Raw genomic sequence first — 26890 nt, 5'->3', positions numbered from 1 at the left:
GTTGACCACACTAGTTAGATAAGCAATGACTTTTTTAGTGCCGTTGAATGACGAGGGCACTTTCGGTAGTTAATAGGTCTTCATAGTAAGAGACGCTATAAGAATTGGCGGGTAGTTTTGCAAAGTAGGCTTTGCTGGTGTTTAGCAATTGCGCATCGTCACTTAGCAAACATAATAAACCATCTGTTTTTAAAAACATTAAAATGGCCTTAGCAGCATTTTGCACAGCAGCTAAATCCATTTTGGAATCTACTTGAAACATGGCAGCACCAATGGGCTGTGTTGGTTCTAGGTAGTTAATAATATTTGAAAAATCTTTATTAATTAAATCAACTCGGTCGTTCAGACCACTTAAGAATAGTGAGGCAGCAACATCATCGATTTCATCTTTTTTTTCTGAAAAAGCCAAAAGTTTGCCAGTATCACCAATACGACTAGCTAAAAAACGAGTGATGTCCCCATGATGAATAGTGGCATCAATCGCGAGGTCACCAGGGTTTAGGTATTCATTTAGTGATATTTGAACTAGATTTTGAATTTTGCGCATTTTCGAAAACCTCTCGTGTACGATATTTAAAAATAATTTCCTTAGACATGATTAATAGGAAGACGCCCAAGCCAAAACCGGCCAAAACATCTGACAAGTAGTGTACGCCCAAATAGACACGACTAACAGGAATGGCAATAATTAAAGCCGCAAACAAAGTCATAAAAGCATAGCGAATATTATCTTCAGATTTTAAATAATAATGAACTAAAACAATTAATGAACCATAGAGCAAAATGGCATTTAACGCATGCCCTGAAGGAAATGAATAACCTGATTGCTCAATAACATGATAAATGTCGGGGCGTGGCCGTTTGAAAATATGCTTAAACACACTCATAACGCCACCACCAAAGACACCAACGTTGACAACCATAAATACAGCAACATCCCATTTGCGAATCAATAATGCAATGATGGCGGTGATAGCCATGACGAGAGCAGTCCATTTTGTGTTACCAGCACGTGTAATGTTGCGGAAAAACCAGGATCTTTCAGGGGTTAATGGTTCACGAATATAACGGAAACCAAAGTGATCGATTATGCCAATGTAACCAAGATTGTAGACATAACCCAATGCCATGATAATAAAGATTGCTAAACCACCTAAAGCAACGGCTAATTGGAAATAATCAAATTTACGTAAGTGCACTTGTTGCGACCTCCTTCTTATTTATTTCTCATTTTATTAGTTTAGCACAAAATGTCTTAAAAATATTAATAAGAATTAATTTGACGAATCCTTTATGAATATTGAAAGCTCGGTCTTTTTTTGATAAAGTAAGACTATTAAAGTGAGGTTATCAATCATGGCATATCAACACAAATTAGTAGAGAAAAAATGGCAACATTTTTGGGATGAAAATCAGACATTTAAAACAACAAATGCAACTGATAAAGAAAAGTTTTTTGCAATGGACATGTTTCCATTTCCATCTGGTCAAGGCTTGCATGTTGGTCATCCAGAAGGTTATACGGCGACGGACATTGTATCACGTATGAAGCGGATGCAAGGCTATAATGTTTTACATCCAATGGGATTTGATGCTTTTGGGTTACCAACTGAAGAATACGCCATTAAAACTGGTGAAGATCCAAAAACGGTAACGGCTAAAAACGTTAAGACTTTCCGTCACCAAATGAAATCATTGGGGTTGTCTTATGATTGGTCACGCGAAGTTAACACAACGGATCCAAAGTATTATAAGTGGACACAATGGATTTTTGAACAATTATATAAAAAAGGGTTAGCTTACGAAGATGAAATCATGGTTAACTGGGCCCCTGATTATAACGGTGGAACAGTGGTTGCCAATGAGGAAATCATTGATGGTAAAACTGAACGTGGGGGTTATCCAGTTTATCGTGTGCCAATGCGCCAATGGGCTTTGAAAATCACGGCATATGCAGATCGTTTAATTGATGATTTGGAAGATTTAGATTGGCCAGAAGCCATTAAGGAACAACAACGTCACTGGATTGGTCGTTCAATTGGGGCATCAGTTAATTTTAAAGTACAAAATACTGATGATGAAATTGAAGTCTTTACGACACGTGCTGATACGTTGTTTGGTGCAACATATTTGGTCCTATCACCAGAACACCAACTTGTTGAAACGATTGTTAGTGATGCACAACGTGATGCTGTTGAAGCTTTGAAGGCTGAAATTGCTTCTAAGTCAGATTTAGAGCGTACGGACTTGAATAAAGATAAAACTGGTGTGTTCACAGGGGCTTATGCCATTAACCCAGTTAATGGTGAAGCATTACCAATCTGGATTGGTGATTATGTCTTAGCATCATACGGAACGGGTGCTATTATGGCAGTTTCTGCTCACGACAGTCGTGATTATGATTTTGCTAAGAAATACGACTTGCCAATTCGTCCTGTTATTGCTGGCGGTGATCTTGAAAAAGAGGCTTATACTGGCAATGGTGAACACATCAATTCTGGCTTCTTAAACGGTTTGGATAAAGAAGAAGCCATTACAAAGATGATTGATTGGCTAGAAGAAAATCATGCTGGCCATAAGAAGGTTAACTTCCGTTTGCGTGATTGGATTTTCTCACGTCAACGTTATTGGGGTGAGCCAATTCCTGTTATTCACTGGGAGGATGGCGAACAAACATTAGTACCTGAGTCAGAACTACCATTACGTTTGCCAGAGGTTGACAATATCATGCCTTCTGGTACTGGTGAGTCACCATTGGTTAATGTTGATGATTGGGTTAATGTTGTTGATGAAAATGGCCGTAAAGGTAAGCGTGAAACGAACACGATGCCACAGTGGGCTGGTTCATCATGGTACTACTTACGTTATATGGATCCACACAATGATCAAGAAATTGTGTCACCAGAAGCAGAAGCTTACTGGAAAAATGTTGATTTGTATATCGGTGGTGCTGAACATGCGGTATTGCATTTGCTATATGCACGTTTCTGGCACAAGGTATTGTACGACTTAGGCGTTGTGCATACGAAGGAACCATTCCAAAAGTTAGCTAATCAAGGAATGATTCTTGGTGAAAACCATGAAAAGATGTCAAAGTCAAAAGGAAACGTTGTTAATCCTGATGATGTTGTTGATGAATATGGTGCAGATACATTGCGCTTGTATGAAATGTTCATGGGACCCTTGGAACAATCGATTGCTTGGTCAGAAGAAGGATTGGCTGGTTCACGTCGTTGGCTAGATCGCGTTTGGCGTTTGTTTATTGATGATGAAGATAAGTTGCGCGATCACATTACAACAGTTAATGATCACAAGCTTGATAAAATCTACAATGAAACAGTCAAAAAAGTAACTGATGATTACGAGAACTTACGTTTTAATACGGCAGTTTCACAAATGATGATTTTCATCAATGAAGCTTATAAGCAAGAAAACTTGGCAGTTGAATATGTTGAAGGATTTATTAAAATGTTAAATCCAATTGCGCCACACATGACTGAAGAATTGTGGAGCTACTTACATGCTGACGAGTCAATTGCGTACGCTAAGTGGCCAACATATGATGAAGCTGCTTTGGTAGCTGATGAAATAGAAATAATTTTACAAGTTAATGGTAAGTTACGTGGTCGGGTTACTGTTCCTGCTGATGCTGATCGTGAAGCAATGATTACGATTGCTACTAACGAAGAAGCTATTCAAAAGCAACTTGATGGTGCTGAACCAAAGAAAGTTATTGCCGTACCTGGTAAGCTAGTTAACTTTGTTGTTTAGTTTGACAATTTATTTGTAATAGGTAAATGAAATCACTGTATTCGTCTGAACACAGTGATTTTTTTATGTGTTATTTATGGTCAAATACGTTATCATTATTGAATATGGTGAATTACATCTACAAACAATGAGATTTCTTGTGTATAATAATATATTGGGTTGATACTGGCGCTATAGTTCAACAGGATAGAACAAGGACCTCCTAAGTCTTAGATCACAGTTCGAGTCTGTGTAGCGTCATTAAATATTAGGAAGGGGACCACGCATGAAGGACGATAAAACACCCCAATCAAATTCACCATTTCGACGAGATATTACGTTTGAAGAATTAAATCAAATTATTAATGGTAAAAAAGTTGATGAAATTTTTGATGAGCGGCATGATGAGGCACTTTCTCCGGAAAATACAACGTCAGAGCGTACGAAACCACTGACAGTAAATAGTGCTAACGTTAAAATGCATAAAAATGGGGTTGCAACGTTTAAAGTACATGAAGTACCCGACACGGTCACTAGCAATTCAGCAACGCCCCTGACTAAACAACCAGTAACTGAGAAGGTGTTTAAAAACAGTGTTGCAGCGCCGCCTGTACAACCAGAAGTAACCAATCAAGAAACAATGACACCACCAGTAGAATCAGAGAAGGATGCAAAATCCCGAATGTTACGTGGATCAGCTTGGATGACAATTGGTAGCTTAGCATCACGTCTGTTAGGTGCATTATATGTGATTCCTTGGATTGCAATGATTGGTAATGTGTACTATAACTTAGCTAATTCACTATTTTCACAAGGTTATCAAATTTATAGTGTAGCTTTGCTGATTGCTACAGCTGGGTTGCCTAACGTTTTGGCACGATTAGTTGCTGAATATAGTGCTTCGCGTCAGTATGAAGCAATTCGGCATATTTTCCGGCAAGCTTTAAATTTAGGTGCTATTTTAGGCATTGTTTCTGGTGCAGCATTGTATTTGTTAGCAGGGTTATTATCACAAGGTGATCCTAACGTCGTTCGGGTTATCAGAGCTTTATCGGCTGCTGTTGTGATTATTCCGGTTCTATCAATGTTGCGAGGCTATGTGCAAGGGTTTGAATTCATGGCTTTATCGGCTTGGTCACAGTTTATTGAACAACTAGTGCGAGTCGTGTACATGCTGGCCATGACGTATTGGATTATGGTCGGACATCATGGTAACTGGGTTGATGCCACTGTCCAATCAACGTTTGCTGCCTTTTGGGGTGCTTTGGCAGCGATTATTATTTTACTATTTGGCATTTTACGTAGGCGTCGTTTCTTTAGTGAACAACGCCAGCAGGGTGTTCAAGTTAAGAAATTTGATGCTCGTGCTATTTTAATCAGAATGGCACGACAATCAGTACCGGTTATCTTTGCAGGGTCAGCCATTTCCTTAGTCCAAGTATTTGATCAGTATACATTCTTTAGAATTATACGTGCCTTTACTAGTGTTTCGAATGATGCAATGCAAGCAATGTATGCCCAATTTGCTTTTAATTCAAATAAGTTGGTCATGTTAGTTGTGTCGCTAGCAGTTGGGATGTCTGAAACAGCGTTGCCAATGATTTCAAGAGCACGTGAGCTGGGTGATCGTGAAAATATTGGCCATCAGATTCAATTTGCTTTTAAATTATTAGCGTTTGTTATGGTGCCGGCAGTTTTGGGGATGGTGGCAATTGCACGACCACTTTATATTTTGTTTTATCAAACATCTGATTTGACTAATGGTACTTTAATTTTACAATTTGCTAGTTATTCAGCTATTTTCTTGAGTTTATATATGGTTGTTTTAGCAATTTATCAAGGATTAGGACGATTGGGTTATACAGTTAGACTGTTAGTACTAATTTTCATTTTGAAATTTGTTTTGCAAATACCATTAACCATCTGGCTACAAGGTATGGGACCATTGCTTGCAACAACCATTGCATTTATGGTGGGGATGATTATTGCGATTCATCATCTATCAACGCTATATCATATTGATTGGTCATCCTTTAATGCAACATTCATGGTTATTCTGTTTTGGAGCTTGATTATGTATGCGGTTGTCACGCCAATTACGTACACGTTAGGTTTGTTTGTGCCAGATACTAAATCAGCACAATTATTATTGTTGCTAATTGCTGGTGCGATCGGGACCGTTATTTATGGTATTACTATCTTAAAAACGCATGTTGGTGAAGAAATTTTAGGTGCTCGTGCTGTTAAATTAGCACATAAGTTGCATTTGAAAAAATAAAATGATGAATATTAAGATAAAGTTGGACTCAAATATTGAGTCCAACTTTTTTTATGCTAAACTGTGGAAAAACTTGTGCAAAAGATCGCTTGTTTGTGGAAAACTCGCGTGAAAAGGTGGAAAAGATGGTTAGATTTCCACCGACTATTTTTAATTTAAGTTTGAAGCCATAAAAAAATAGTAAAAAACCAATACAAATTGCTTGTTTGGACACTTTTTATTAAAATTTTTAACACTATTTACTGTGGAAAACGTAGATTTATGAGTTGTTTGCCAAAATTTAAGGCAGATAGCGTATAATTTAAAATAACATATATGAAGATAAGGATGAGAGTTAAACATGACACGTTCATTTGAAGAATTAACAACGGCAGAATTTGAAGCATTTGCCCAAACGCATGCTGATGGTAGTTATTTACAAACAGCCTCACAAGCTCGCCTGTTGGCTCGTCGTGGCTGGCAAACAAGATTAGTTGGTTTAGTTGAAGATCATAAAGTTCAAGCAGCTGCAGTTTTGGGATGGATTCCAGTTAAAATGGGAAATCTTTTTCAAATTGACGGTGGTATGTTGATTGATTTTAGTAATCAAGAATTAGTTACAGAATTTGTTGCAGGTGTTATGGCGTTTGCCAAGGAACATCGAGGTCTATTTTTACGAATTATGCCAAATGCAATTTATCGTAAATTTAATGATGACGGTGACCAAATTGGTACAGATAATCGTACTGTGATTGATGCACTAACAGCAATTGGGTTTACACATACGCCAGCAACCCAAGGCTGGACGACTAATTCATCACCATCTTGGCAATATGTGAAATCACTACAGCCAGTATTAGATGCTGGTGGTGATTCTAAGGCATTACGGGCATCGTTTGCCAAAGATGGTAAATATTATTTGAAGAAAACAGATCAATTTGGTATCAAAGTGCATCGTTTAGTCAAAGATGAATTACCAGCATTTAAGGCTTTAACGCAAGATACGGCTAATCGATTAGACTATCACGATAAAGACTTAGATTTTTATGAAACTGTCTTTGAAGAATATGGTGATGATGCGTACTTTGTGTTTGCTGAAATGGATTTTCCAGCCTATATTAAGGGACAACAACAAGCTCGTGATCATTTAGCTGAAGTTGTGGCTAATTTAGATACACGCATTTCTGAGAAACCAAATTATAAAAAGTTAAAACGACAACGCGCTGAATATGCTGATCAACATAAGCAACATGAGAAACGAATTGCGCAAGCACAGACTGCACGACAAGAAGCTGGTAAGGATGTTGTTGTCATTGCAGGTGCTTTATTCTTGGCGACAGCTAATGAAATGATTTACCTTTATTCAGGAACGTATGATGAATATAAGAATTTTTATGGACCATATGCTGTGCAAGAATACGCGTTTAAACAGGCAGTTGCACGTAAAATTCCAAATTATAATTTTTATGGTATTTCTGGTGTGTTTGATGGTTCTGATGGTGTATTAGGATTTAAACAAGGTTTTGCTGGTCATGCAGAAGAAAAAGTTGGTTCATTTATTAAGCCGATTAACAGTACCAAGTATGCCGTGTATCGCTTCTTAAAGAAAATTTTGGCTCGAGGATAGTGTGAATAAATAAAAAAATGTAACGAAGGCCGTTCTAAACGACGTTTGTTACATTTTTTTGTTTTATTTATTTTTTAAAGAAACCATAACGCCATAGAATTAGTGTGATAATAACCATAAAAATAACGGTAATCAAGATAGTGTATATCCAACCATCGTTAACACGCGTTAATGGTAGAATGACGTTTTGACCAAAGAAGCCAGAGATAATTGTGGGGACGGTTAAAACGATTGATGACACAGTTAATAATTTCATTGTCCAATTTAGATTAGCGTTGGCAACATTATCAAAAGCATTCGCAACACTACTGGTAACTTCTTGAGATAGTTTGCTAGTATCTAAAGCTTGCTTTAGTTCTACCTCAACATCTTCAATTCGTTCGATTTGCCGAGAATTTAGATTGTTATGATCATGATTTTTAAGCGTTGTTAGTAATGTATAGTCAGTTTGTAATGAATTAATTAAATAAATTAAGTCCGTTTGTAGGGACATTAATTGATTAATGGCAGGTTGAGTAGGTTTCGTTGACTTGATTGAACTTTGAATAGAAAGACGTTTCCGATTGATATTTAAAATTACTTTCATAAATTCATCAGACAGTTTTTCAGCAACGTTGAGAATAAGATCAATGGGTTGGATTTGTGAATTTTCATCTGCTTTATTGGTGAATTCTGTGATGTAATTAATAACATAGTCAGTTTCTTTACGTGTAAATATGTACAAATCAGGTTGGTCAATGTTGTATAAAAAGCTAATTGGTTCAGTTGTTGCACGATTTGATGTCGGAGTAACAACGTCAAAAATCATTAGATTATAATGATGGTCATCATCAAATTCCATGCGTGCACTTTCATAGGGATCGATAGCATAGTTTATTATTTCGTTTGGAATATTTTGGGAATTTATTAGCCATGCACGGTCGTTGGAAGTTAATTCATCGATTTGGTACCAAGTAGAGTTGGCAGATAATGGTTGCTTGTTAATCATGGGAGTGGCTCTTTTCTTTAATTAATTCATACATTTTTAGAGTATTTTATCATACTTTAACCAAATAGATGGTATATATAAAGACCGACAAACTAACTCATTGAATATGAGCAGCTTGTCGGTCTTTGGTTTGACTATAAATTTTATTGATTGTTGAACATAGAAGAGTCGGTTAAGCGATTTGTGTACCTGCTTCTAATGTGTTGTCTAATTTAAAAATATGCTCTACATCGATAATAACCAGAGCAGCGCGTGGAAAACGTTCGAAAATACTTTCAGGCAATAGTTCATTAGCTAAATCATCATTTTCATGTATGTGAGCTTGGCCTTCAAAGCGGAATCCTTTTTGCGCCTCTCTGTCAGCAACGGCAACAGCAGCTCGTCCGTTTTGTTGTAAATTATGGTATGCATGATGGAAAGTGTGCTCGAAATATACTAAATGTGAGTCGTCTAACACGTGTAATGATCCTTTTGGTCCAACTTTTGGCATACCGTTTTCATCAGCAGTTGCTAAAAATGGGAATTGTTCTTGTAGCATTTTTTTCATGTCATCAGTTAATTTAGCCATAATAAATGACCTCCCTCATAAAATTCAGACTATATCACTTACTAATTATAAGGAGTCGAAAGCTAGAAAGCAAATGATTATTTCTTATTTAGAAATTATGTAATCTAACGGTAATGAGGAGTTGACTAATTTGGTAAATATCGGTATACTTTAAAAGTTATCGATAACAAAAATGGAGGAATTAAACTATGACAGTAAAGTCACCATATAACTCATGGGCCAGCCGTCGTCCAGTTTCACATGACCAAGCAAAGAAGGCTCGTCATGCTGAAGTTGTTAACATCCAACAATGGGCCAAGGGTAAAGCTGAATTAGAATCAAAGTAATCCGATTCTAATTAGTGATTAAACAAAAACCGTACTGATGTAGATATACATTTGTACGGTTTTTTTGTTATTAAAAAAGCAGTGATTATAAGATATAGGTAAAATAGAAGATGAATGAGTTATAAAATATCAAAAGATTAATAGGAAGGTTAAACTATGGCAAGTAAATATCCGACAGCAGAATTGATCGGCGTTGTAATGCAACAAACCAATAATGGTCAATACGCACTAAAAGAAAAGCAAGTCGACCAGGTAATGTTCCATAGTTGGCGTATCGGCAAACATACTAAAGGTAAATTACTAGAACCAGGTCAATTATTTTTAACAGAAAATAATTTAATTGTGATGTTGATTGCAATTAGACCATTAGCGTTTAAAAATCGGCATGACTTAAATCCAATAGCACGCTTTCTAACAACAATGGGACCAGAATCGTTGAAAAATCAATTATTAACAAACTATACCAGTTAACTTTTATTATCAAATATTGGGCTGCTATTTTATAAGACTCAGGTTAAAATAATGAATATAGACTATTTTTATTTGAACAAATAGGGGGGATTTAAATATGGCAACAGCCGAATTTGGGGTTGTAGGACTAGCTGTTATGGGACGTAATTTAGCCTTGAATGTCGCATCACGTGGCTATAAGGTAGCACTTTATAATCGTACATCTGGGCGTACGGAAGACTTGGTGGCAAAGCATCCTGATTCAGGATTTGTCCCTAGTTATTCGATTGAAGATTTTGTCGCATCAATTCAAAAGCCACGTCGTATTCTGCTAATGGTTAAGGCAGGTGCCGGAACTGATGCCGTCATTGAAGAATTATTACCTTATCTAAATGAGGGTGATATTTTATTGGATGGTGGTAACACTTTCTTTGAAGATACGATTCGTCGTTCTAAAAAGTTAGAAAAATCAGGGATTAACTTTATTGGCATGGGAGTGTCTGGTGGTGAATTGGGAGCTTTACAAGGTCCTTCAATGATGCCAGGTGGTCAGCGGGGTGCTTATGATTTAGTCGAACCAATTTTGCAAGAAATTGCAGCAAAAGCGCCTGAAGATGGCAAGCCAACAGTTACTTATATTGGGCCTGATGGTGCTGGTCATTATGTGAAAATGGTACACAATGGGATTGAATATGGCGATATGCAGCTAATTGCAGAATCATATGATATTTTAAAGCGTGTTCTTAAACTAGATAAGCAACATTTAGCGGATACTTTTGCGCAATGGAATACAGGTGAATTAGATTCATACTTGATTGAAATTACGGCAGATATTCTAACGCGTGATGATGACTTGGGGTCAGGTAACCCAATGGTTGATATGATTTTGGACCGTGCTGGTAATAAGGGAACTGGTAAGTGGTCATCACAATCAGCCTTAGAAGTGGGGGCACCACAATCATTAATTACAGAATCTGTCTATGCACGCTATATTTCAGCATTGAAAACTGATCGTGTTGCAGCTGCTGAAGTATTATCAGGCCCAAATTATGAATTCCAAGGTGATCAAAATGCAACGATTGAAGATATTCGTAAGGCATTGTACTTTGGTAAAGTAATGTCATACGCGCAAGGATTTGATCAATTACGAATGGCTTCAAATTACTACGATTGGTCACTACCATTTGGTGAATTAGCACAATTGTGGCGTGCTGGTGCAATTATCCGCGCGCAATTCTTGCAACGCATTACTGATGCATATGATGAAACGCCTGATTTACACAATTTATTACTATCACCTTACTTTAAACAAATTGCTGAGTCGTACCAAGCTGCAGCCCGTCGTGTGATTGCATTAGCCACCACTGCAGGTGTCCCAGTGCCGTCATTGTCAGCAGCGGTGGCTTACTATGATTCATATCGTTCGGCAGTATTGCCAGCTAATTTAATCCAAGCACAACGTGATTATTTTGGCGCCCATACGTATGAACGTGTCGATAAGCCAGCTGGTGAAATGTATCATTATTCATGGTATGACGAAGCATAAAATAAAAACACATATTTATTTATGTTGTTATGCGATATAAAGTATGGTAATATTTATTTGGTTAAGCAAAACCCGTACATTGATTAAGGAGAGTTAAACAAATGATTGTATTTATGAACAATAATAATAATCGCTTGAACTCAACACAATTAGTGATTGGGCGTTTTGTGTAACGCTTAAACTGTGAGTACTTATCGAGCAGTCACCCAATTACTAAATTGGGTGACTGCTTTTTTTGTTTATTTTTATATTAGGAGAGTGATTATATGGCGCAGGATGTCGAGTTAAAACGATCGATGGGTATTTGGTCAGGATTATCGTTGGTCGTGGGGACGGTAATTGGATCTGGAATCTTTTTCAAACAAGCAGGTGTTTTACAAACAGCTGGTTCATCAACATTAGGGTTATTAGCTTGGCTAGCGGGAGGAATTATTACGCTGGCGGCTGGTTTAACCATTGCAGAAATTGGCGCACGTTTACCTAAGACAGGAGGGTTGTATAGCTATATTGAATCTTTATATGGTCCTGTTGCTGGCTTTTTAACAGGGTGGATGCAAGTCGTTATTTATGCACCAGCAGTTATAGCATCAATTGCAGGTTATGCTGCCTTTTTAACAGCTAACTTTTTAGGTGTGTCAACAAAATATGCGACTTGGATTTCTGTCTTATATGTTGCCTTCATTGCAGCTGTCAACTTATTTGAAAATCGTGTGGCAGCTGGGTTTCAAGTATTAACAACATCAATTAAATTAATTCCCATTGCAATTTTAATTATTTATGGACTATTTTTTGGGAAAGTTGATGCTCTTGGACAAACTGTGACACATACTGTGACACACGGTGGTGGATTTGGAATGGCTATTTTGGCAACATTATTTGCCTATGATGGTTGGATTTTATTGGCTAATATTGCTGGTGAATTAAAGAATCCTCGCCGCGATTTGCCACGATCACTTGTTGGTGGCGTTAGTATCATTGTAGTTGCTTATGTAGGTGTCTCGTTTGGTGTGTATCATGCATTACCATCAGATAAAATCGTTGCATTACAAAACAATGCAACATTTGCTGTTATGCGCTCGGCTTTTGGTGATTTAGGTGGACGTGCTTTGAGTATTGCCATTATTATTTCAATGTTAGGGACCTTGAATGGAAAAATGATGTCATTTCCTCGTATGGCCTATGCAATGTCTTTGGATGGCTTATTTCCAAAATATTTATCAAAGTTAACACGTAAAACGCAAGAGCCAACAAATGCCATTTTGACTGTTGCCGGTATGACAATTGCTTTAGCGATTGTTTATACAAATGGTGTTGATCGTTTGTCAGATATTGCTATTTTTACAATTTGGATTTTTTATACAGCTGCATTTATTGGTGTTTTCATCTTGCGTCGTAAAAAGACGGATGCAACATTAGATGAGAAAACTTTGTTTAAGACACCTTTGTTCCCAGTTACACCATTAGTTGCTATTTTCGGTGCTCTTTTTGTGATTTTTTCAACGATTATTAATGATTTCACTGGTGCAGTTATTTCTTTGCTATTAGTTGCGGTTGGATTACCAGTATTTTATTACTATAACCATAGGCGTCAGCACTAATTGTGATGATTGTCAGCAATGTTAAAACGCGGTACACTAACTCTATTAGAATTTAATTAGAGGTAGGGATAATGACGTGGGCGACACAAGCAAAACAGTATGAACAAGCATTAATTAATGATTTAAATCAAATTATTCGGATTCCTTCTGTGTTGGATGTAAAGACGCAAACGCCACAGACACCATTTGGGATTGATATGATTCGTGCTTTGAGTCAAATGGAGGCGTTTGCCAGTCGCGATGGGTTTAGGTATGGGCGTGTTGATAACATGGTGACATGGATTGAATTTGGACCACAAGATGCTATTGAAACAGTTGGCATTTTAACACATATCGATGTTGTTCCAGCGGGGGATGGTTGGCTACGACCAGCGTTTAATCCAGAAATATTAGATGGTTTATACTTTGGCCGGGGTGCTGCTGATATGAAAGCAGATCTTATGTCAGCTTATTATGCGATTAAGATGCTAGCTGATCAAAATCGATTATTAAAGCGAAAAATTCGACTTATTATTGGAACTGATGAAGAAAATGGTTGGCGTGATATACCACGCTATATTGAACAAGAAGGCGAACCGACATTGGGCTTTTCGCCTGATGGTGCCTTCCCGGTTATTAATGGCGAAAAAGCTTTTCAAACGGTACAATTACGATTTCCTAGTATTTCAAATGGTACTTATATTTTAGAGCGGTTTATATCAGGAAATCGACCAAATGTCGTGCCAGGTGAAGCTAAAGCTCGTATTCAAGTACCACACGGTGTTAACTTGGTGCAAGATTTTGATAACTTCTTACAACAACAGCCTTTTTTAAACGGCGATGCACAACAAATTGGTCAAACAGTTAAACTGTCGTTGTTGGGTGTACAGGCGCATGGGGCTTATCCGGCTGATGGGAAAAATGCTGGCACTTATCTTGCTCATTTTTTGAGTCATTATGACTTTGGTGGGGATGCTCGTGCTTTTCTTGATTTTGTGGGTATCACCATTCACCAAGATGTATATGCGCATGGATTAGGCTTAGCCTATCAAGATGCACAAATGGGTGATTTAACGTTAAATGTTGGGGTGATGCGTTATAGTAATCATGGTCAGGGAACAATCTTATTGAACTTCCGTTATCCGCAGGGTGTTAATTTACAAGCGGTTATTACACAAGTTCAACGCCATTTAAATGGGTTACAAGCAACGGTAAATCAAGTTCAAGCGGGGATGCCGCCACATCTAGTACCAGTTGAAGATGAATTGGTACGAGTTTTATCCGATGTTTATGCCAAACAAACTGGGCAGTATTTACCACCTAGGACATCAAATGGTGGGTCATATGCACGTTTATTGAAACGAGGCGTTGCTTTTGGCGGTCAGTTTCCGGATTTAAAAGTGACCAGCCATCAAGCGAATGAAAATATACCAGTTGTTAATTTGACTAAAACGATGGCTATTTTCGCAGAATCTCTATGGCGATTATGTCAATAAAGAGATTTTTAATGTTTAATCAGCCATAAACAGTCGTTAACGGTTCATGAGGTGTACCCCGAAAGTTAATTTTTAACTTTCGGGGTATTTTTGTGATTAAAATGACTAAACAAATGAAATTACAAGCTAGTTATATCTATTTAAACTGTTCCAATAGTGTTAAGGAAATTTGTTAGTCAAATCAGACGATAACCAAATTTAATCCAATAGATAAAACTGGTAAAATGATAACAAACAAAACAATTAATGGGGGTAAGAAATGGCATTAGAATTATTGTTTGGTCGCGCAAGTGCTGATCATGAGCTAGCTTTGTTAGAGCGGGCACAACATATTTTAGCTAATGATGATCAAGCAGAAATATTTTATTTGGTGCCTAATCACATTAAATTTGAAACGGAAATTAAGGTTTTAAATCGATTGGCCAATTTGTCGGGACATTATGGTGCAGCTGTCTCAGTGCCACGAGTATCCGTGTTTTCCTTGAGCCGTTTAGCATGGTATTACATGCAAAATGATCCGTTATATCAACGAGCAACGATGTCACAAAATGGCTTAACCATGTTGGTACAAACGTTACTTCAAAAAAATAAAAAGTCTTTAGAACTTTATGGTAATTTGCTATCAAAGCAAGGGTTTATCGGTCAATTCACGACCCAATTACTAGAATTAAAGCAATCGGGTGTGCGTTGGTCAGAAGTTAATGAGATGGCTGATCAATTAACGAATCAAGAAACCTTACAGATGAAATTGCACGATTTAGCAACGATTGGGATTGATTTAGATAATGAGTTGATGCAACGTGAACAATATCTAAGTAGCGACTTGTTGTTAGCGTTACGCGTTTATTTAGCAACCGGTAAAACAGATATCTCGCATCATTACTTTTTAATTAACGATTATTCGCAAATGACATCAGTGGAGCAAAGTTTAGTTGAAGCTTTGATTATGTATAGTGCGGGGGTTATTTTAGCATTACCAGCTGATGATGGTGCAGCGAGTTTGACGCAAGCTGCAATCAGTGAAAACGATTTATTTTATCGCCCTAAAAAATTAGGCCGCCAATTACGTGATTTCTCAATTAAGCATGATATTCAGGTCGTAACGAAGACGATTGAACCACAAAGAAAAATTAGTTCAAGTATGCAGGCAATTGAATCATTTTGGATTCAGTATGAGCAAACTGGTGTCACGCAAACGGTTTATCAAGCTGATGATGTGGCCGTGTGGCAGTTGCACACACGTTATCAAGAAGTTGAACAAATGGCGCGACTAATTCGTCAAGAAGTTGCTAGTGGTAAACGGCGTTATCGGGATTATTTGTTGATGACTCGTGATTTAGGGCAATATGAAAATATTATGCCAGCAGTTTTTGAACGCTATAATATTCCCATGTTCATGGATTTAGATCGGCCGATGGCAGCTCACCCATTAGTAGCCTTTTTAGATAAATTATTGCGATTAGCACCAGCATACACAATTACTGATGTTATGAGTTTTTTAAAAACAGAATTATTTATACCAGCAGATGTATCGGTAGCAGATTATCGCGAAGCGCTGACAGAAACTGAAAACTTTGTGCTAGCTAAAAATCTTGGCGGGTGGCAATGGACAAATACAAATGCCTGGCGCTATGATCGGCAAGCACAAGTTAGTGATGATAAAGTAACGCGTGAACGAGTAGCTAGTAAAGATGCGCAATTGTCGCTGATTCACGATCAGATTAGCCAAGTAGTAGCGCCATTTTTAAAAGATTTGCAACATGCAACGAATGCTCGTGATATGGCTGTAAAGTTGTATGAATTTATGACGCAAATTGGTATTCAAAAACGTTTGATAGACTGGCGCGATACAGCAATTGCACGTGGTGATTTATGGGCAGCCCAGCAGCCTGAACAAGTTTGGCGGGTCTTTATTGATGTTTTAGATGATTTTGCCACAATTTTTGATCAAGACACGATGACTGTCGTGCAAATGCAAGAAATTTTTAAAGCAGCTTTTGATAATGCCAAGTATGCAGGTATTCCAGCAACGATGGATCAAGTGCGGATTTCAGAAAGTGGTATTGTACAACGAACGGGATATGAAACAGTCATTGTGTTTGGGGCAACCAATCATAATTTACCAGCTGTTACCCGTACTAAAGCTATTTTGCACGATGGTGATCGCGATATATTACAATCAATTTTACCGGAACATGTCTTTTTAAAGGAAACCTCCGAGCAACAAATGGCACAAGAATCATTATTGATGTATAAAGCGATGATGATCGCTGATCAACGTTTGATTTGGACGTATGCGACTAGTGATGGTGATAGTGGGCAACAACCGTCAACGTATGTCACACGGATTCAAAAACAATTTAATTTAGTAGTAAAGCAATTTGATGCTTTACCAGATCCTGATAGTGATGATTTAACACCATATGTTGGTACGCCAATAAGCACAATTGCACAATTAGTTGTTGTTAATCGACAAGCAAAATTACAACAAAAAGATCAAATAGTGCTGAGCTCAGCTTGGCAGAACCTGACGCAACAACTACAACAAATTGCGCCGAATAAGTTAAGACAGTTATTGGGCGGTCTTTATTATGTTAATGAACCCGAGCTCTTACAACCAGCATTAGTGACATCATTATTTGGTCAAGAATTAAAGGTATCTATTTCACGACTAGAAAGTTATTCACGAAATCCATTTGAATTTTTCTTGCAGTATGGATTAAAACTACAAGAACGCCAAGTTTTACAATTAACACCAGCAGAAAAAGGAACATTAATGCATGCATTGTTAGAACAAGTATTCCAAGCATTAATTGCACAACAAAAAGCCTTAGGTGAACTGACCGAACAGGCGCTACAGCAATTAGAACAAGACATGTTACAAGGCCTTTTAAAGAGTGATGATCCAACCTATGATATTTTTAATAGTTCATATCGTATGGGCTTTTTAACGAAGCGATTGGCTGATCAAGTTCATGAAACGATTATGAGTATGCGTCGGGGGCAACTGGATCAAGGTGGTGTACAAACAATTGGTGTAGAAGCTGGCTTTGGGTTACCACAAAGTCAATTAAAACCTGTAATGTATGAAATGCCATTTGGTAAAGTGACCGTCCGAGGCAAAATTGATCGGTATGATTTGGTTACCACAGCGGCTGGTAATTTTTTGACAATTATTGATTACAAATCAGGAGCTCGTAAATTTGATTACAAAAAAGCATATGTTGGTCTTGAATTGCAGTTAATGACATATTGGACCGCTATTTTGATAAATCAGCAGTTGTTACCAGCAAGTCAGATGGGCGGTGCCTTGTTTTGGTCATTGAAAAATCCCTGGATTGAAATGAAAAATGTTACGGGCGATACGTTCACCCAAATGCAAGATAACGCGGGACAATTAATGGTTGAACAAGGTCGCTATCGCGGTGTTTTGAAAAATGATGAGGATTATATTAGTCGTTTAGAAAGTGCTGATGAAATTGTCGCACCCTATGCGATTGATCGTAAAAAGGATGGCTCATTTAAAGCAGCTAGTGACGTAGTGACTGATGATGATTTGGACACGCTATTGTTATTTAATGAATTTAAAATTAAAGAAATCGCTGAAAATATATTGGCAGGTACTTTTCCATTGTCTCCTTTTAAGGATGGTGCTACGAGTACAGGATTAATGTATTCACCATATACGCCGGTGATGATGTTTGATGCCATGATGGGAAATAAATATAACGATATTAGTGGTGCACTTAAAGACAATGAGGTTTTGACGGCAATGAAGGCATTCATCGCACAGTACAATCAGACATCATCGCAAGGAGAAAAATAATGAATTTTACGGACTCACAAACTGCAGCAATTACCACAAAAGGACAAAATGTTTTGGTTTCTGCCTCTGCTGGTTCTGGTAAAACTCGTGTTTTGGTGGAACGCGTATTGCGACGCTTATTGGCAGGGGAAAACGTCAATCAGTTTTTGATTGTGACGTTTACGGAAGCAGCAGCAGCAGAAATGAAAGAGCGTTTAGAAACAGAAATTCGTAAAGCATTAGCAAATGCTAGTGGGCAAGAACGACAACACTTGTTAAAACAATTACGGTTATTAAATGTTGCTAATATTTCAACCTTGCATGCATTTGCATTACGTTTAATTGAACAATATCATTATACGATTGATTTAGATCCGCAGTTTCGGTTGATGGATGATGCAGAACGTACTTTAGTGATGTTAGAAGTCTATAACACATTATTAGAAACGCAGTATACACAAGGTGTCGAAGATGAGTTTGCGACTTTTGCAACGCAGTTTACAAGTAGTACGACTGATGATCAAAGTCTGCAAGATGCTGTGTTCTCATTATATAATTTTGCAACAGCACGCCCGGATACTAAGGAATGGCTAAGTCATTTAGCAGATTTATATGATATTGGGACTGATGATTTCACCCAAAGTGATTTTTACCGTAATTACTTACGCCCAGTTATCTTAACAGAATTACAAGCGATTTATGATAAAGCACATCAATTAAGCCAACAAGCGCCAGATACCATGGATGCCGCACCGGCAATCAATCGGTTATTAAATTTACAAACTGATGAAACAACGTATCAAAATGTTTTAAAGGTTGTACAAAATGAGACAAGCGATTGGCATACGATTCGCCAAGTCGTTCAGAATGCTGATTTGATGGGATGGGGAAAGGACGATCAAGGTAAAGGCAAAAACTTTACTAAAAAACACGATCCGGCACTAAAGGCAGCTTGGGAACAAGTTAAGGTTGAACGAGTAGCTTTAAAAGATCGATTTGATAAATTACAAGCGCAATATTTTACCTTAGATCAAGATGGTTTACGTTTTGCTATTCAAGGCGCGAAAAAAGTCATGCAACAGCTTGTGGCATTGACCACAGCATTTAGTGATGATTTTCTAACTGAAAAATTACAGCGGAAAGTTTTAGATTTCAATGATTTAGAGCATTTTGCATTGCAGATTGTAAATCAAGAAAAAGTAAAAAAAGAGTTGCAAGCACACTATAGTGAAATTATGGTGGATGAATACCAAGATACAAATCAATTACAAGAAGCCATTTTGCATGAAATGACTGCAGGCGATAATTTATTTCAAGTAGGTGATATTAAACAATCAATTTATAAATTTCGTCAAGCTGATCCAACATTGTTTGCGCATAAACTGACAACATATCCACAAACTACCGATAATACTGTGATTACATTGCAAGAAAATTTTCGCTCGTTACCAAATGTCACCAATTTTATTAATTACATCTTTGCCCAATCGATGAGCCAATCATTAGGTGACATTGATTATGAAGGGGATGCTGAACTAGTAGCTGGTGCTGATTATTATCCAGATGAATTAGTGAAAAAAGCTGATTTATTAGTGTATTTGAATGACGATCAGGATGAATCATTAGATGAAACAGCAGCATCATTGTTGACATCAGAGAGTTATACAAAGGCTACTGGTCAAATTCGCATGACGGCGTTGAAAATTCAAGAATTAATGCAATCCAAATTTGTCATATTTGACCGTAAAGCTGGAATATCACGACCAATTAAGTATAGTGATATCACAATTTTAGTCCCAACGAAGGGACAAAATTTAGAAGTGTTGGACGTTTTTCGTGAAATGAATATTCCCATTGTGATTGATGGTACAGAAAATTATTTTCAAACGACTGAAATTTCTGTCATGATGAGTTTTTTGAAAGTAATTGATAATCCGCATCAAGATATTCCGCTAGCAGCGGTTTTGCGTTCACCTTTGTATAATATTACTGAAAATGGCTTGGCCTTAATTAGATTACAAGCAACGGATGCTGATTTTTATACGGCTGTTCAATCTATGGCCAAGCTCGATATCGCTAACCAGACGGCAACGGATGATACACAATTAGCCAGTCAAACGCAGCAAAAAGTCCAACAATTTTTACATGATTTGGCTATTTTTCGAGACTTAGCAGTCCAAAATCAAATCGTGACATTACTATGGTCAATTTATAATGAAACTGGTTGGCTCGATTATGTAGGTGGTTTACCATCTGGTGCCCAACGGCAAGCTAATCTACATGCACTATATGAACGTGCTGCAGCCTATCAAAAGAGTAGTTTTATTGGTTTATATCAATTTATTAATTACGTCACACAGTTGCAAAGTCAAACGAAGGATCTTGGTGAAGCTGATGCGAATGTTGCCCAAGAGACAGTTTCTTTGATGACAATCCATCATTCCAAAGGTCTAGAGTTCCCAGTTGTCTTTTTGCTAAATGCAACACGCACGATGATTAGTACTCGTGAAACGCAAGGTAGTATTTTATTAGATGCGCATGCTGGTGGTGGGTTAAACTATGTTGATATTGCACATCATTTGAATTTATTGACACCACAACATGAATACATCGCACAGGTGAAGCGGAAGAATGCCTATGCAGAGGCGTTACGCGTGTTATATGTTGCCTTAACACGTGCAGAGCAACAATTGTTTATTGTGGGTGCGTATGACAATGTTCAAAAACTTTGGTCAATGTGGCAACAAAGCGCGGGTGAAACAGAATGGATGTTGCCAGAGACAGTTCGTTTAGCTGGTAAATCATTTATGGATTTAGTGGGGATGGCATTAGTACGCCATCCCCAAGCGCCAGAAAAATTAGCAGCATTGGTAAAATACGATACGGATGATAACATGCAATTTGATGATATTCGGATAAAAACGCCTAAACAACCGTTTGAATTCAATGTGGAAGCTTTGAATGCGCAAGAATTAGCTGATGCGATGACGAATTATCAACCAATTATTAAGGAGACAACAACGCCGATAGCTGTTGCAACGTCTACCAGTGATGTTACCCAAGATTGGCGGCAAGTTTTAGAATTTAAATATCCTTATGACAATGCCACTCGCGCAACCTCATATCAATCCGTTTCAGAAATTAAACGGTTGTTTGAAGATCCGGACTTGCCACAAGGTCGGGTTCCAGTCGACCGACGCTTAGTGACTGATGATTTTGCTGGATTACGTGCGTTAGATGAAACATTGCCCGAACCGGCGTTTATGCAGGTTAGTACACCGCAGGTTTCACCGGCAGCTATTGGAACAGCGACGCATTTAGTGATGCAGCGGATTGATTTAGCTAATGGTCAGATTGATACCGCAACGATTCGGGCGCTTATTCAACAATTAGTTACGGATAAAATGATTGATGAAAAAGTTGCCCCATTAATTAGTGTGACGAAAATTCAGCGTTTCTTTACTGAATCTGTTCTAGGACAGCAGATGGTGCAACATGCGAATACTCTGAAACGTGAAGTGCCTTTTTCGTTGTTATTGGATGCCAATCGTTTGTATCGCAACTTTGATGGTGATGATAAGGTGTTGGTCCATGGAATTATTGATGGTTATTTCCAGGTAGGTGATGAAGTATGGTTATTTGATTATAAAACAGATCATGTTAAGCCGGCACAGGCAGCCACAACTTTAAAACAGCGATACGCTGGTCAAATAAATATCTATTCACAAGCGTTAATTGCGATGGGATTAGCAGTGCCTAGAAAGTTTATTTATGCGTTAAACGCAGAAACCTTAATCGAACTAACGAATTAATATAAAAAGAAATCCTGATAGCTATTGATATATGAAATCAATAGCTATCAGGATTTTTAATGTTATATCAGCCCTAAATTTAGCAGAAGCAGTCTGATAATTTATGCTCTTTTATGTAAGTTACTGAGTAACCAAGTTAATATGATGAAGAACAACATTATAATAAAGACTGACGTAAATAGTAATTTATACGAACCACTGTCAATTAATAAGCCACCGTATAATGGTCCGATTGCGCGTCCTAAGGATACAAACATGGTTAATAATCCTTGGGCATGTCCTTTAGCATTTGGATCACTAACATCATCTACCCAAGCAGGAATTTGAGGACTAGCTAAAATTTCACCAATCGTCAGAATCAAGAAACTAACAATAAACATTGAATAAGTTGTCGCTTGAATCAAAACTAAGAATGAGCCGGCAAATAAGGTTGAACCAACTAATACGGTCCAACGTACAGGTAAACGTTCGATAAAACGATCCAGCAAGCCTTGACCAAATATAATGACGATACCGTTTAGCGTCCATAAGAATGAATAATCTTTGGTCGTCATGCCTAAATCAGTCATGTGAGTCGCAATAACAGTTTCCCAGAGGATGTATGCCATATAAAATGAAAAAGCTAATCCTAAAATGGCATAAATAACAACGGGGGTTTTAAAGTTGCTTTTAGAAGCCCTAGCGGCAGCACGAGCGCTTTGCTTAGCAAGACCTTTGACGTTGAAATAGTAGCAAACCAGGATAAAAAAGATACCATACATGATGGCAGCACTACCAAAGACCAATTGAACACCATGGTCGAATAAAAAGCCAACAATAGCAGTACCAGCAACAACACCAACATTCATAAATAAATATTGTAAATTAAAAACTTTACGTGTATCAATTTTTTGAATTGTTGTGGCGTAAGAATTTAATAATGTATAAATTAAGCCATCTGAAAAACCTAATAGTAATAAAAAAATAGCAAATACTGGCCAATCATTCCAAAAAGTTAAGCATAACAGTGTGGTTAAAGCTAGGCCAACTGAAATGACGAGGGCTTTAAACGGATTCCAATGATCAAAAAGTTTGCCACCAAACCAATTGCCAAGCATCATTGCAGCAGAAAGCCCCATGACAACACTACCTGATATTGTCATATTTTTATGTAAGACATTATGCATATATAAAGTTGTTATTGGCCAAATTAATGATGCGCCAGTTGATTGGAAAAAAGTTGTGATATAAAGAACAATAGCGTTAATTTCGACGTGCTGTGATCTGAGCACATCGCCGTCTTGTGACGACTGACTTATCATAAATCCTCCATGATGATGTAGTTTTATTTAAACTAAAATTTGATGCCAGATATCATTTAAATTATATCTGGCATCGAACACATTTTTAATGTGTTTGTCCGTTTTTATTAACGAGAAAAGTTTAGCATAAATCAAAGGAGTTGGTATACTTAAAAAAGATAAGTTTCAAATTTATATAGAATTATTGGGGAATAGAAGATGGCGATTAAGAAACCAGAATACATTTTAGCGATTGATCAAGGGACGACAGGGACACGGGCCATCGTTTTTAATCACAATGCTCGCCGTGTGACATCAGCATCGATTCCAATGACGTTAATAGCACCACAACCAGGTTGGTTAGAACAACAACCTTTGGATATTTGGCATGCAACGCAAACTGCCATCGCAGATGCATTGATTAATGCAGGTATTCGTGGTGACGAAATCAAAGCGTTAGGCATTGCAAATCAGCGTGAGACGGCCATTGTATGGAATCGTCATACTGGTCAACCGATTTATAATGCTATTAGTTGGTCGTCAACACAATCACAAGCAATTGCACAAAAAATTGCAGATGATGAACAAAAAACAGAATTAATCCGCCAAAAAACAGGATTACCAATTAGTGCCTATTTTTCAGCTACTAAAATTCGTTGGATGCTAGATAATGTACCTGATGCACAAGCTGCAGCGCAACGTGGTGATTTGTTGTTTGGAACGGTAGATACCTGGTTAACATGGCAATTAACAGATGGTGCAGTGCATGCAACGGATGCAACTAATGCAGCTCGAACAATGTTGTACAACATTCATACACAAAAATGGGATGAAGAGTTATTAGCATTATTCAATATTCCAGCAGCAATGTTGCCACAAGTGCATAAAAGTAGTGAAGTCATCGGTCATACCAGCCCAATGACATTTTTTGGTGGCCGTGTACCAATTGCTAGTGTGATTGGTGATCAAAATGCCTCAATGGTGGGTCAGTTAGCCTTGGAAAAAGGGATGGTTAAAAACACTTATGGTGCAGGAGCATTTATGATTATGAATACTGGTGAACAGCCAGTTGTTTCAAATAATCGTTTGGTAACAACGATTGCTTATCAAGTTGAAGATCAACCAGTTTATGCTTTAGAAGGATCTATTTTTTCAGCAGGAACTGCTATTCAGTGGTTGCATGAGCGACTAGATATGATTGATACACAATTAGACGCATGGATGTTAGCCGAAGATTCTAAAAATCATAACGAAGTTTACGTTGTCCCTGCTTTTAATGGTTTGGGTGCACCATATTGGGACCCACATGTACAAGGAACTGTATTTGGTATGACTAGAGGGACTAATAAGGCTGATTTTGTTAAGGCAACGTTGCAATCAATCGCGTATCAAACAGCGGATATCTTAGATATTATGAAAAAGGACTCGGGTTATACGTTAGCAACAATGAAGGCGGATGGTTCTGTATCACGTAATCCATATTTGATGCAATTCCAGGCTGATATTGCTCATGTTGCAATTGAACGTTCATTAGATGAAGACGCAACCCCAATGGGAGCGGCCTTTCTTGCAGGATTAGCAGTTGGTTATTGGCGTGATTTGTCAGACTTAGAGCAATATGTACAAGCAGGTCGGCATTTTGAGCCACAGTTACCAAAAGAACAAAGACAACGTTTGCACAAGGGCTGGCAATCAGCGATTAAAGCGACCCAATATTTTGGAGAAATTTAAATAAGTAAGCGTTTCACATTATGATAGAAAAAAGATGATAAAAAGTTTATAATTAAATGGTGAATATAGTAACGAACTTATTAAACGACCATTTTAATGAACTAACTAGCAAAGGAGCATCCATCGTGCCTAAAGAAATTACAACATTGTTGACGTTTTTTGGTGGAACAGGAGATTTAGCTAAGCGTAAGCTATATCCATCTACTTACAACCTTTTTAAGAAGGGATTTTTGCAAGAGCATTTTGCAATTATTGGAACTGCTCGTCAAGATATGACGAATGATGAATTCCGTGAAGTTGTTCGTACATCTATTGCTGATTTTACGGAAGATAAGGCAAACGCCGAAGCATTTATTGAACACTTTTACTATATTCAACAAGATATCACTGACCAGTCTGGTTATGCTGATATGCTTGCTTTGAATAATAAGTTAGACGCGCAATATGATTTGAAGGGTAACCGTATTTTTTATATGTCAGTTGCGCCTCGCTTCTTTGGTACTGTAGCGCAATATTTGAATTCAGAAGGTTTAATTACTAAAAATGGTGAATTCAACCGTTTGATGATTGAAAAGCCATTCGGTTCATCATATGAAACTGCTGAAAAATTGCAAAATGAATTATCAGAAGCTTTTGATGAAAATCAAATTTATCGTATTGACCACTACTTAGGTAAGGAAATGGTTCAAAATATTGCAGCTGTTCGTTTTGGTAATCCATTATTTGATGCAGCTTGGAATAAAGACTACATCGAAAACATTCAAGTAACGTTGTCAGAAGTCTTGGGTGTAGAAGAACGTGCTGGATATTACGATACAGCTGGTGCTTTACGTGATATGATTCAAAACCACACGATGCAAGTAATCGGTTGGTTAGCAATGGAAAAGCCAGCATCATTTACTGATAAGGAAATTCGTGCTGCCAAGAACGCAGCATTTGATTCTTTGAAGATTTATAATTCAGCTGAAGAAGTTGCACAAAACTTCGTTCGTGGACAATACGGTGAATCTGCTGATGGATCTCAAAAGAAATACTTGGATGAAATGGATGTTCCTGCTGATTCACAAAATAATACGTTTGTGGCAGGAAAATTGCAATTTGATATGCCACGTTGGGAAGGTGTACCTTTCTACATTCGTTCAGGAAAGCGTTTAGCTGCCAAGTCAACGCGTGTTGATGTTGTCTTTAAGAAGGGTTTGAATATCTTTGGTGATGATATTTCATTAGCAAATCCGGTGCTATCAATTTTGATTGATCCTAAGGGTGGTATTGAATTTAAGATTAACGCCAAGGATATTAAGTCAGCCTTTGATACACGTACAATTGATTTGGCATGGCAAGTATCAGACGAAGATAAGGCCGTTACACCAGAGCCTTATGAACGAATGATCCATGATGCTATGAATGGTGATGGTTCAAACTTCGCTGATTGGAATGGTGTTGGTACTGCATGGCGTTTTGTTGACGCTATTCAAGCTGCTTGGGATGCGAAGAAGGAACAATTCCCTAATTATGTTTCAGGTTCAATGGGTCCAGCTGCATCTGATGAGTTATTAGCTAAAGATGATAATGAATGGGTCTTTAAAGGTTAATATTTAAATAATTATAAAATTGATAAACAAAATAAACCTTCGTGATACATGCTAGCTTGCTGGTAAATTGCGAAGGTTTATTTTT

Annotated in this window: 17 protein-coding genes and 1 tRNA gene; 13 read left to right on the top strand and 5 right to left on the bottom strand. The window is 37.6% G+C overall.

Translation table 11 applies throughout. The features are described from left to right. Positions 1–34 precede the first annotated feature (34 nt). On the bottom strand, positions 35–547 hold the full coding sequence (locus tag G7Y65_RS04740) for an RsmH family class I SAM-dependent methyltransferase (protein WP_042493020.1): 513 nt from the start codon (positions 545–547) through the stop codon (positions 35–37). After that, the gene (locus G7Y65_RS04735) at positions 507–1199 is read right to left on the bottom strand and encodes a phosphatase PAP2 family protein (protein WP_042493019.1); all 693 of its coding nucleotides are present in this window, start codon (positions 1197–1199) and stop codon (positions 507–509) included. Before G7Y65_RS04735 ends, G7Y65_RS04740 begins: the two co-directional genes overlap by 41 nt. A gap of 157 nt (positions 1200–1356) precedes the next feature. Between G7Y65_RS04735 and leuS the strand changes: the two genes are divergently transcribed. From leuS to G7Y65_RS04715, 4 genes are all read left to right on the top strand, one after another. Continuing rightward, entirely contained in the window at positions 1357–3771 is a 2415-nt protein-coding gene (leuS, locus tag G7Y65_RS04730) for a leucine--tRNA ligase (protein WP_042493017.1), read from the top strand. Positions 3772–3938: 167 nt separating this feature from the next. Then, positions 3939–4011: transfer RNA gene (locus G7Y65_RS04725), tRNA-Arg, on the top strand. A 25-nt stretch (positions 4012–4036) separates the two neighbouring features. Next, a complete protein-coding gene (locus G7Y65_RS04720) occupies positions 4037–6028 on the top strand; it encodes a putative polysaccharide biosynthesis protein (RefSeq protein WP_052348407.1) in 1992 nt (663 codons plus the stop codon). A 340-nt stretch (positions 6029–6368) separates the two neighbouring features. Then, entirely contained in the window at positions 6369–7634 is a 1266-nt protein-coding gene (locus G7Y65_RS04715; RefSeq protein WP_137600488.1) for an aminoacyltransferase, read from the top strand. 67 nt (positions 7635–7701) lie between these two features. Here the strand turns inward: G7Y65_RS04715 and G7Y65_RS04710 are convergent, their stop codons facing one another. After that, complete coding sequence (locus G7Y65_RS04710) at positions 7702–8622, bottom strand: magnesium transporter CorA family protein (protein ID WP_042493015.1); 921 nt, start codon at positions 8620–8622, stop codon at positions 7702–7704. Between the two features lie 172 nt (positions 8623–8794). After that, on the bottom strand, positions 8795–9190 hold the full coding sequence (locus G7Y65_RS04705; RefSeq protein ID WP_042493013.1) for a pyridoxamine 5'-phosphate oxidase family protein: 396 nt from the start codon (positions 9188–9190) through the stop codon (positions 8795–8797). A gap of 188 nt (positions 9191–9378) precedes the next feature. On the opposite strand from G7Y65_RS04705, the gene G7Y65_RS04700 reads away from it, so the two are divergent. The 7 genes from G7Y65_RS04700 to addA all read left to right on the top strand — a co-directional run bounded on the left by G7Y65_RS04700 (position 9379) and on the right by addA (position 22202). Beyond that, entirely contained in the window at positions 9379–9516 is a 138-nt protein-coding gene (locus G7Y65_RS04700) for a hypothetical protein (RefSeq protein WP_165206676.1), read from the top strand. A 156-nt stretch (positions 9517–9672) separates the two neighbouring features. After that, a complete protein-coding gene (locus G7Y65_RS04695; protein WP_137600487.1) occupies positions 9673–9987 on the top strand; it encodes a DUF7671 family protein in 315 nt (104 codons plus the stop codon). A gap of 97 nt (positions 9988–10084) precedes the next feature. Next, positions 10085–11512, top strand: a complete 1428-nt coding sequence (gene gnd, locus G7Y65_RS04690) for an NADP-dependent phosphogluconate dehydrogenase (RefSeq protein ID WP_137600486.1) — start codon at positions 10085–10087, stop codon at positions 11510–11512. A 266-nt stretch (positions 11513–11778) separates the two neighbouring features. Beyond that, positions 11779–13110 (top strand): APC family permease, encoded by a 1332-nt coding sequence (locus tag G7Y65_RS04685; protein ID WP_137600485.1) that lies wholly within the window; start codon positions 11779–11781, stop codon positions 13108–13110. A 71-nt stretch (positions 13111–13181) separates the two neighbouring features. Beyond that, positions 13182–14585: a dipeptidase PepV gene (gene pepV, locus G7Y65_RS04680; protein ID WP_141926493.1), complete on the top strand. Its 1404-nt coding sequence runs from the start codon at positions 13182–13184 to the stop codon at positions 14583–14585. Between the two features lie 259 nt (positions 14586–14844). Beyond that, a complete protein-coding gene (locus G7Y65_RS04675; protein ID WP_137600483.1) occupies positions 14845–18411 on the top strand; it encodes a PD-(D/E)XK nuclease family protein in 3567 nt (1188 codons plus the stop codon). After that, a complete protein-coding gene (gene addA / locus G7Y65_RS04670) occupies positions 18411–22202 on the top strand; it encodes a helicase-exonuclease AddAB subunit AddA (protein WP_165314676.1) in 3792 nt (1263 codons plus the stop codon). The genes G7Y65_RS04675 and addA overlap by 1 nt, the downstream gene beginning before the upstream one ends. A 101-nt stretch (positions 22203–22303) precedes the next feature. Here the strand turns inward: addA and G7Y65_RS04665 are convergent, their stop codons facing one another. Then, positions 22304–23503, bottom strand: a complete 1200-nt coding sequence (locus G7Y65_RS04665) for an MFS transporter (RefSeq protein ID WP_165314675.1) — start codon at positions 23501–23503, stop codon at positions 22304–22306. A gap of 198 nt (positions 23504–23701) precedes the next feature. Here G7Y65_RS04665 and glpK point away from each other — a divergent pair, with 198 nt between their 5' ends. Together glpK and zwf are read left to right on the top strand one after the other, a co-directional pair. After that, positions 23702–25213 (top strand): glycerol kinase GlpK, encoded by a 1512-nt coding sequence (gene glpK, locus G7Y65_RS04660; RefSeq protein WP_042493003.1) that lies wholly within the window; start codon positions 23702–23704, stop codon positions 25211–25213. Positions 25214–25338: 125 nt separating this feature from the next. Further along, the gene (zwf, locus tag G7Y65_RS04655) at positions 25339–26805 is read left to right on the top strand and encodes a glucose-6-phosphate dehydrogenase (protein WP_137600482.1); all 1467 of its coding nucleotides are present in this window, start codon (positions 25339–25341) and stop codon (positions 26803–26805) included. Positions 26806–26890 lie beyond the last annotated feature (85 nt).

The sequence above is a fragment of the Weissella sagaensis genome (assembly GCF_010306265.1).
Classification (GTDB): domain Bacteria; phylum Bacillota; class Bacilli; order Lactobacillales; family Lactobacillaceae; genus Weissella; species Weissella sagaensis.
This window is presented reverse-complemented; position numbering and strand designations above follow the sequence as displayed.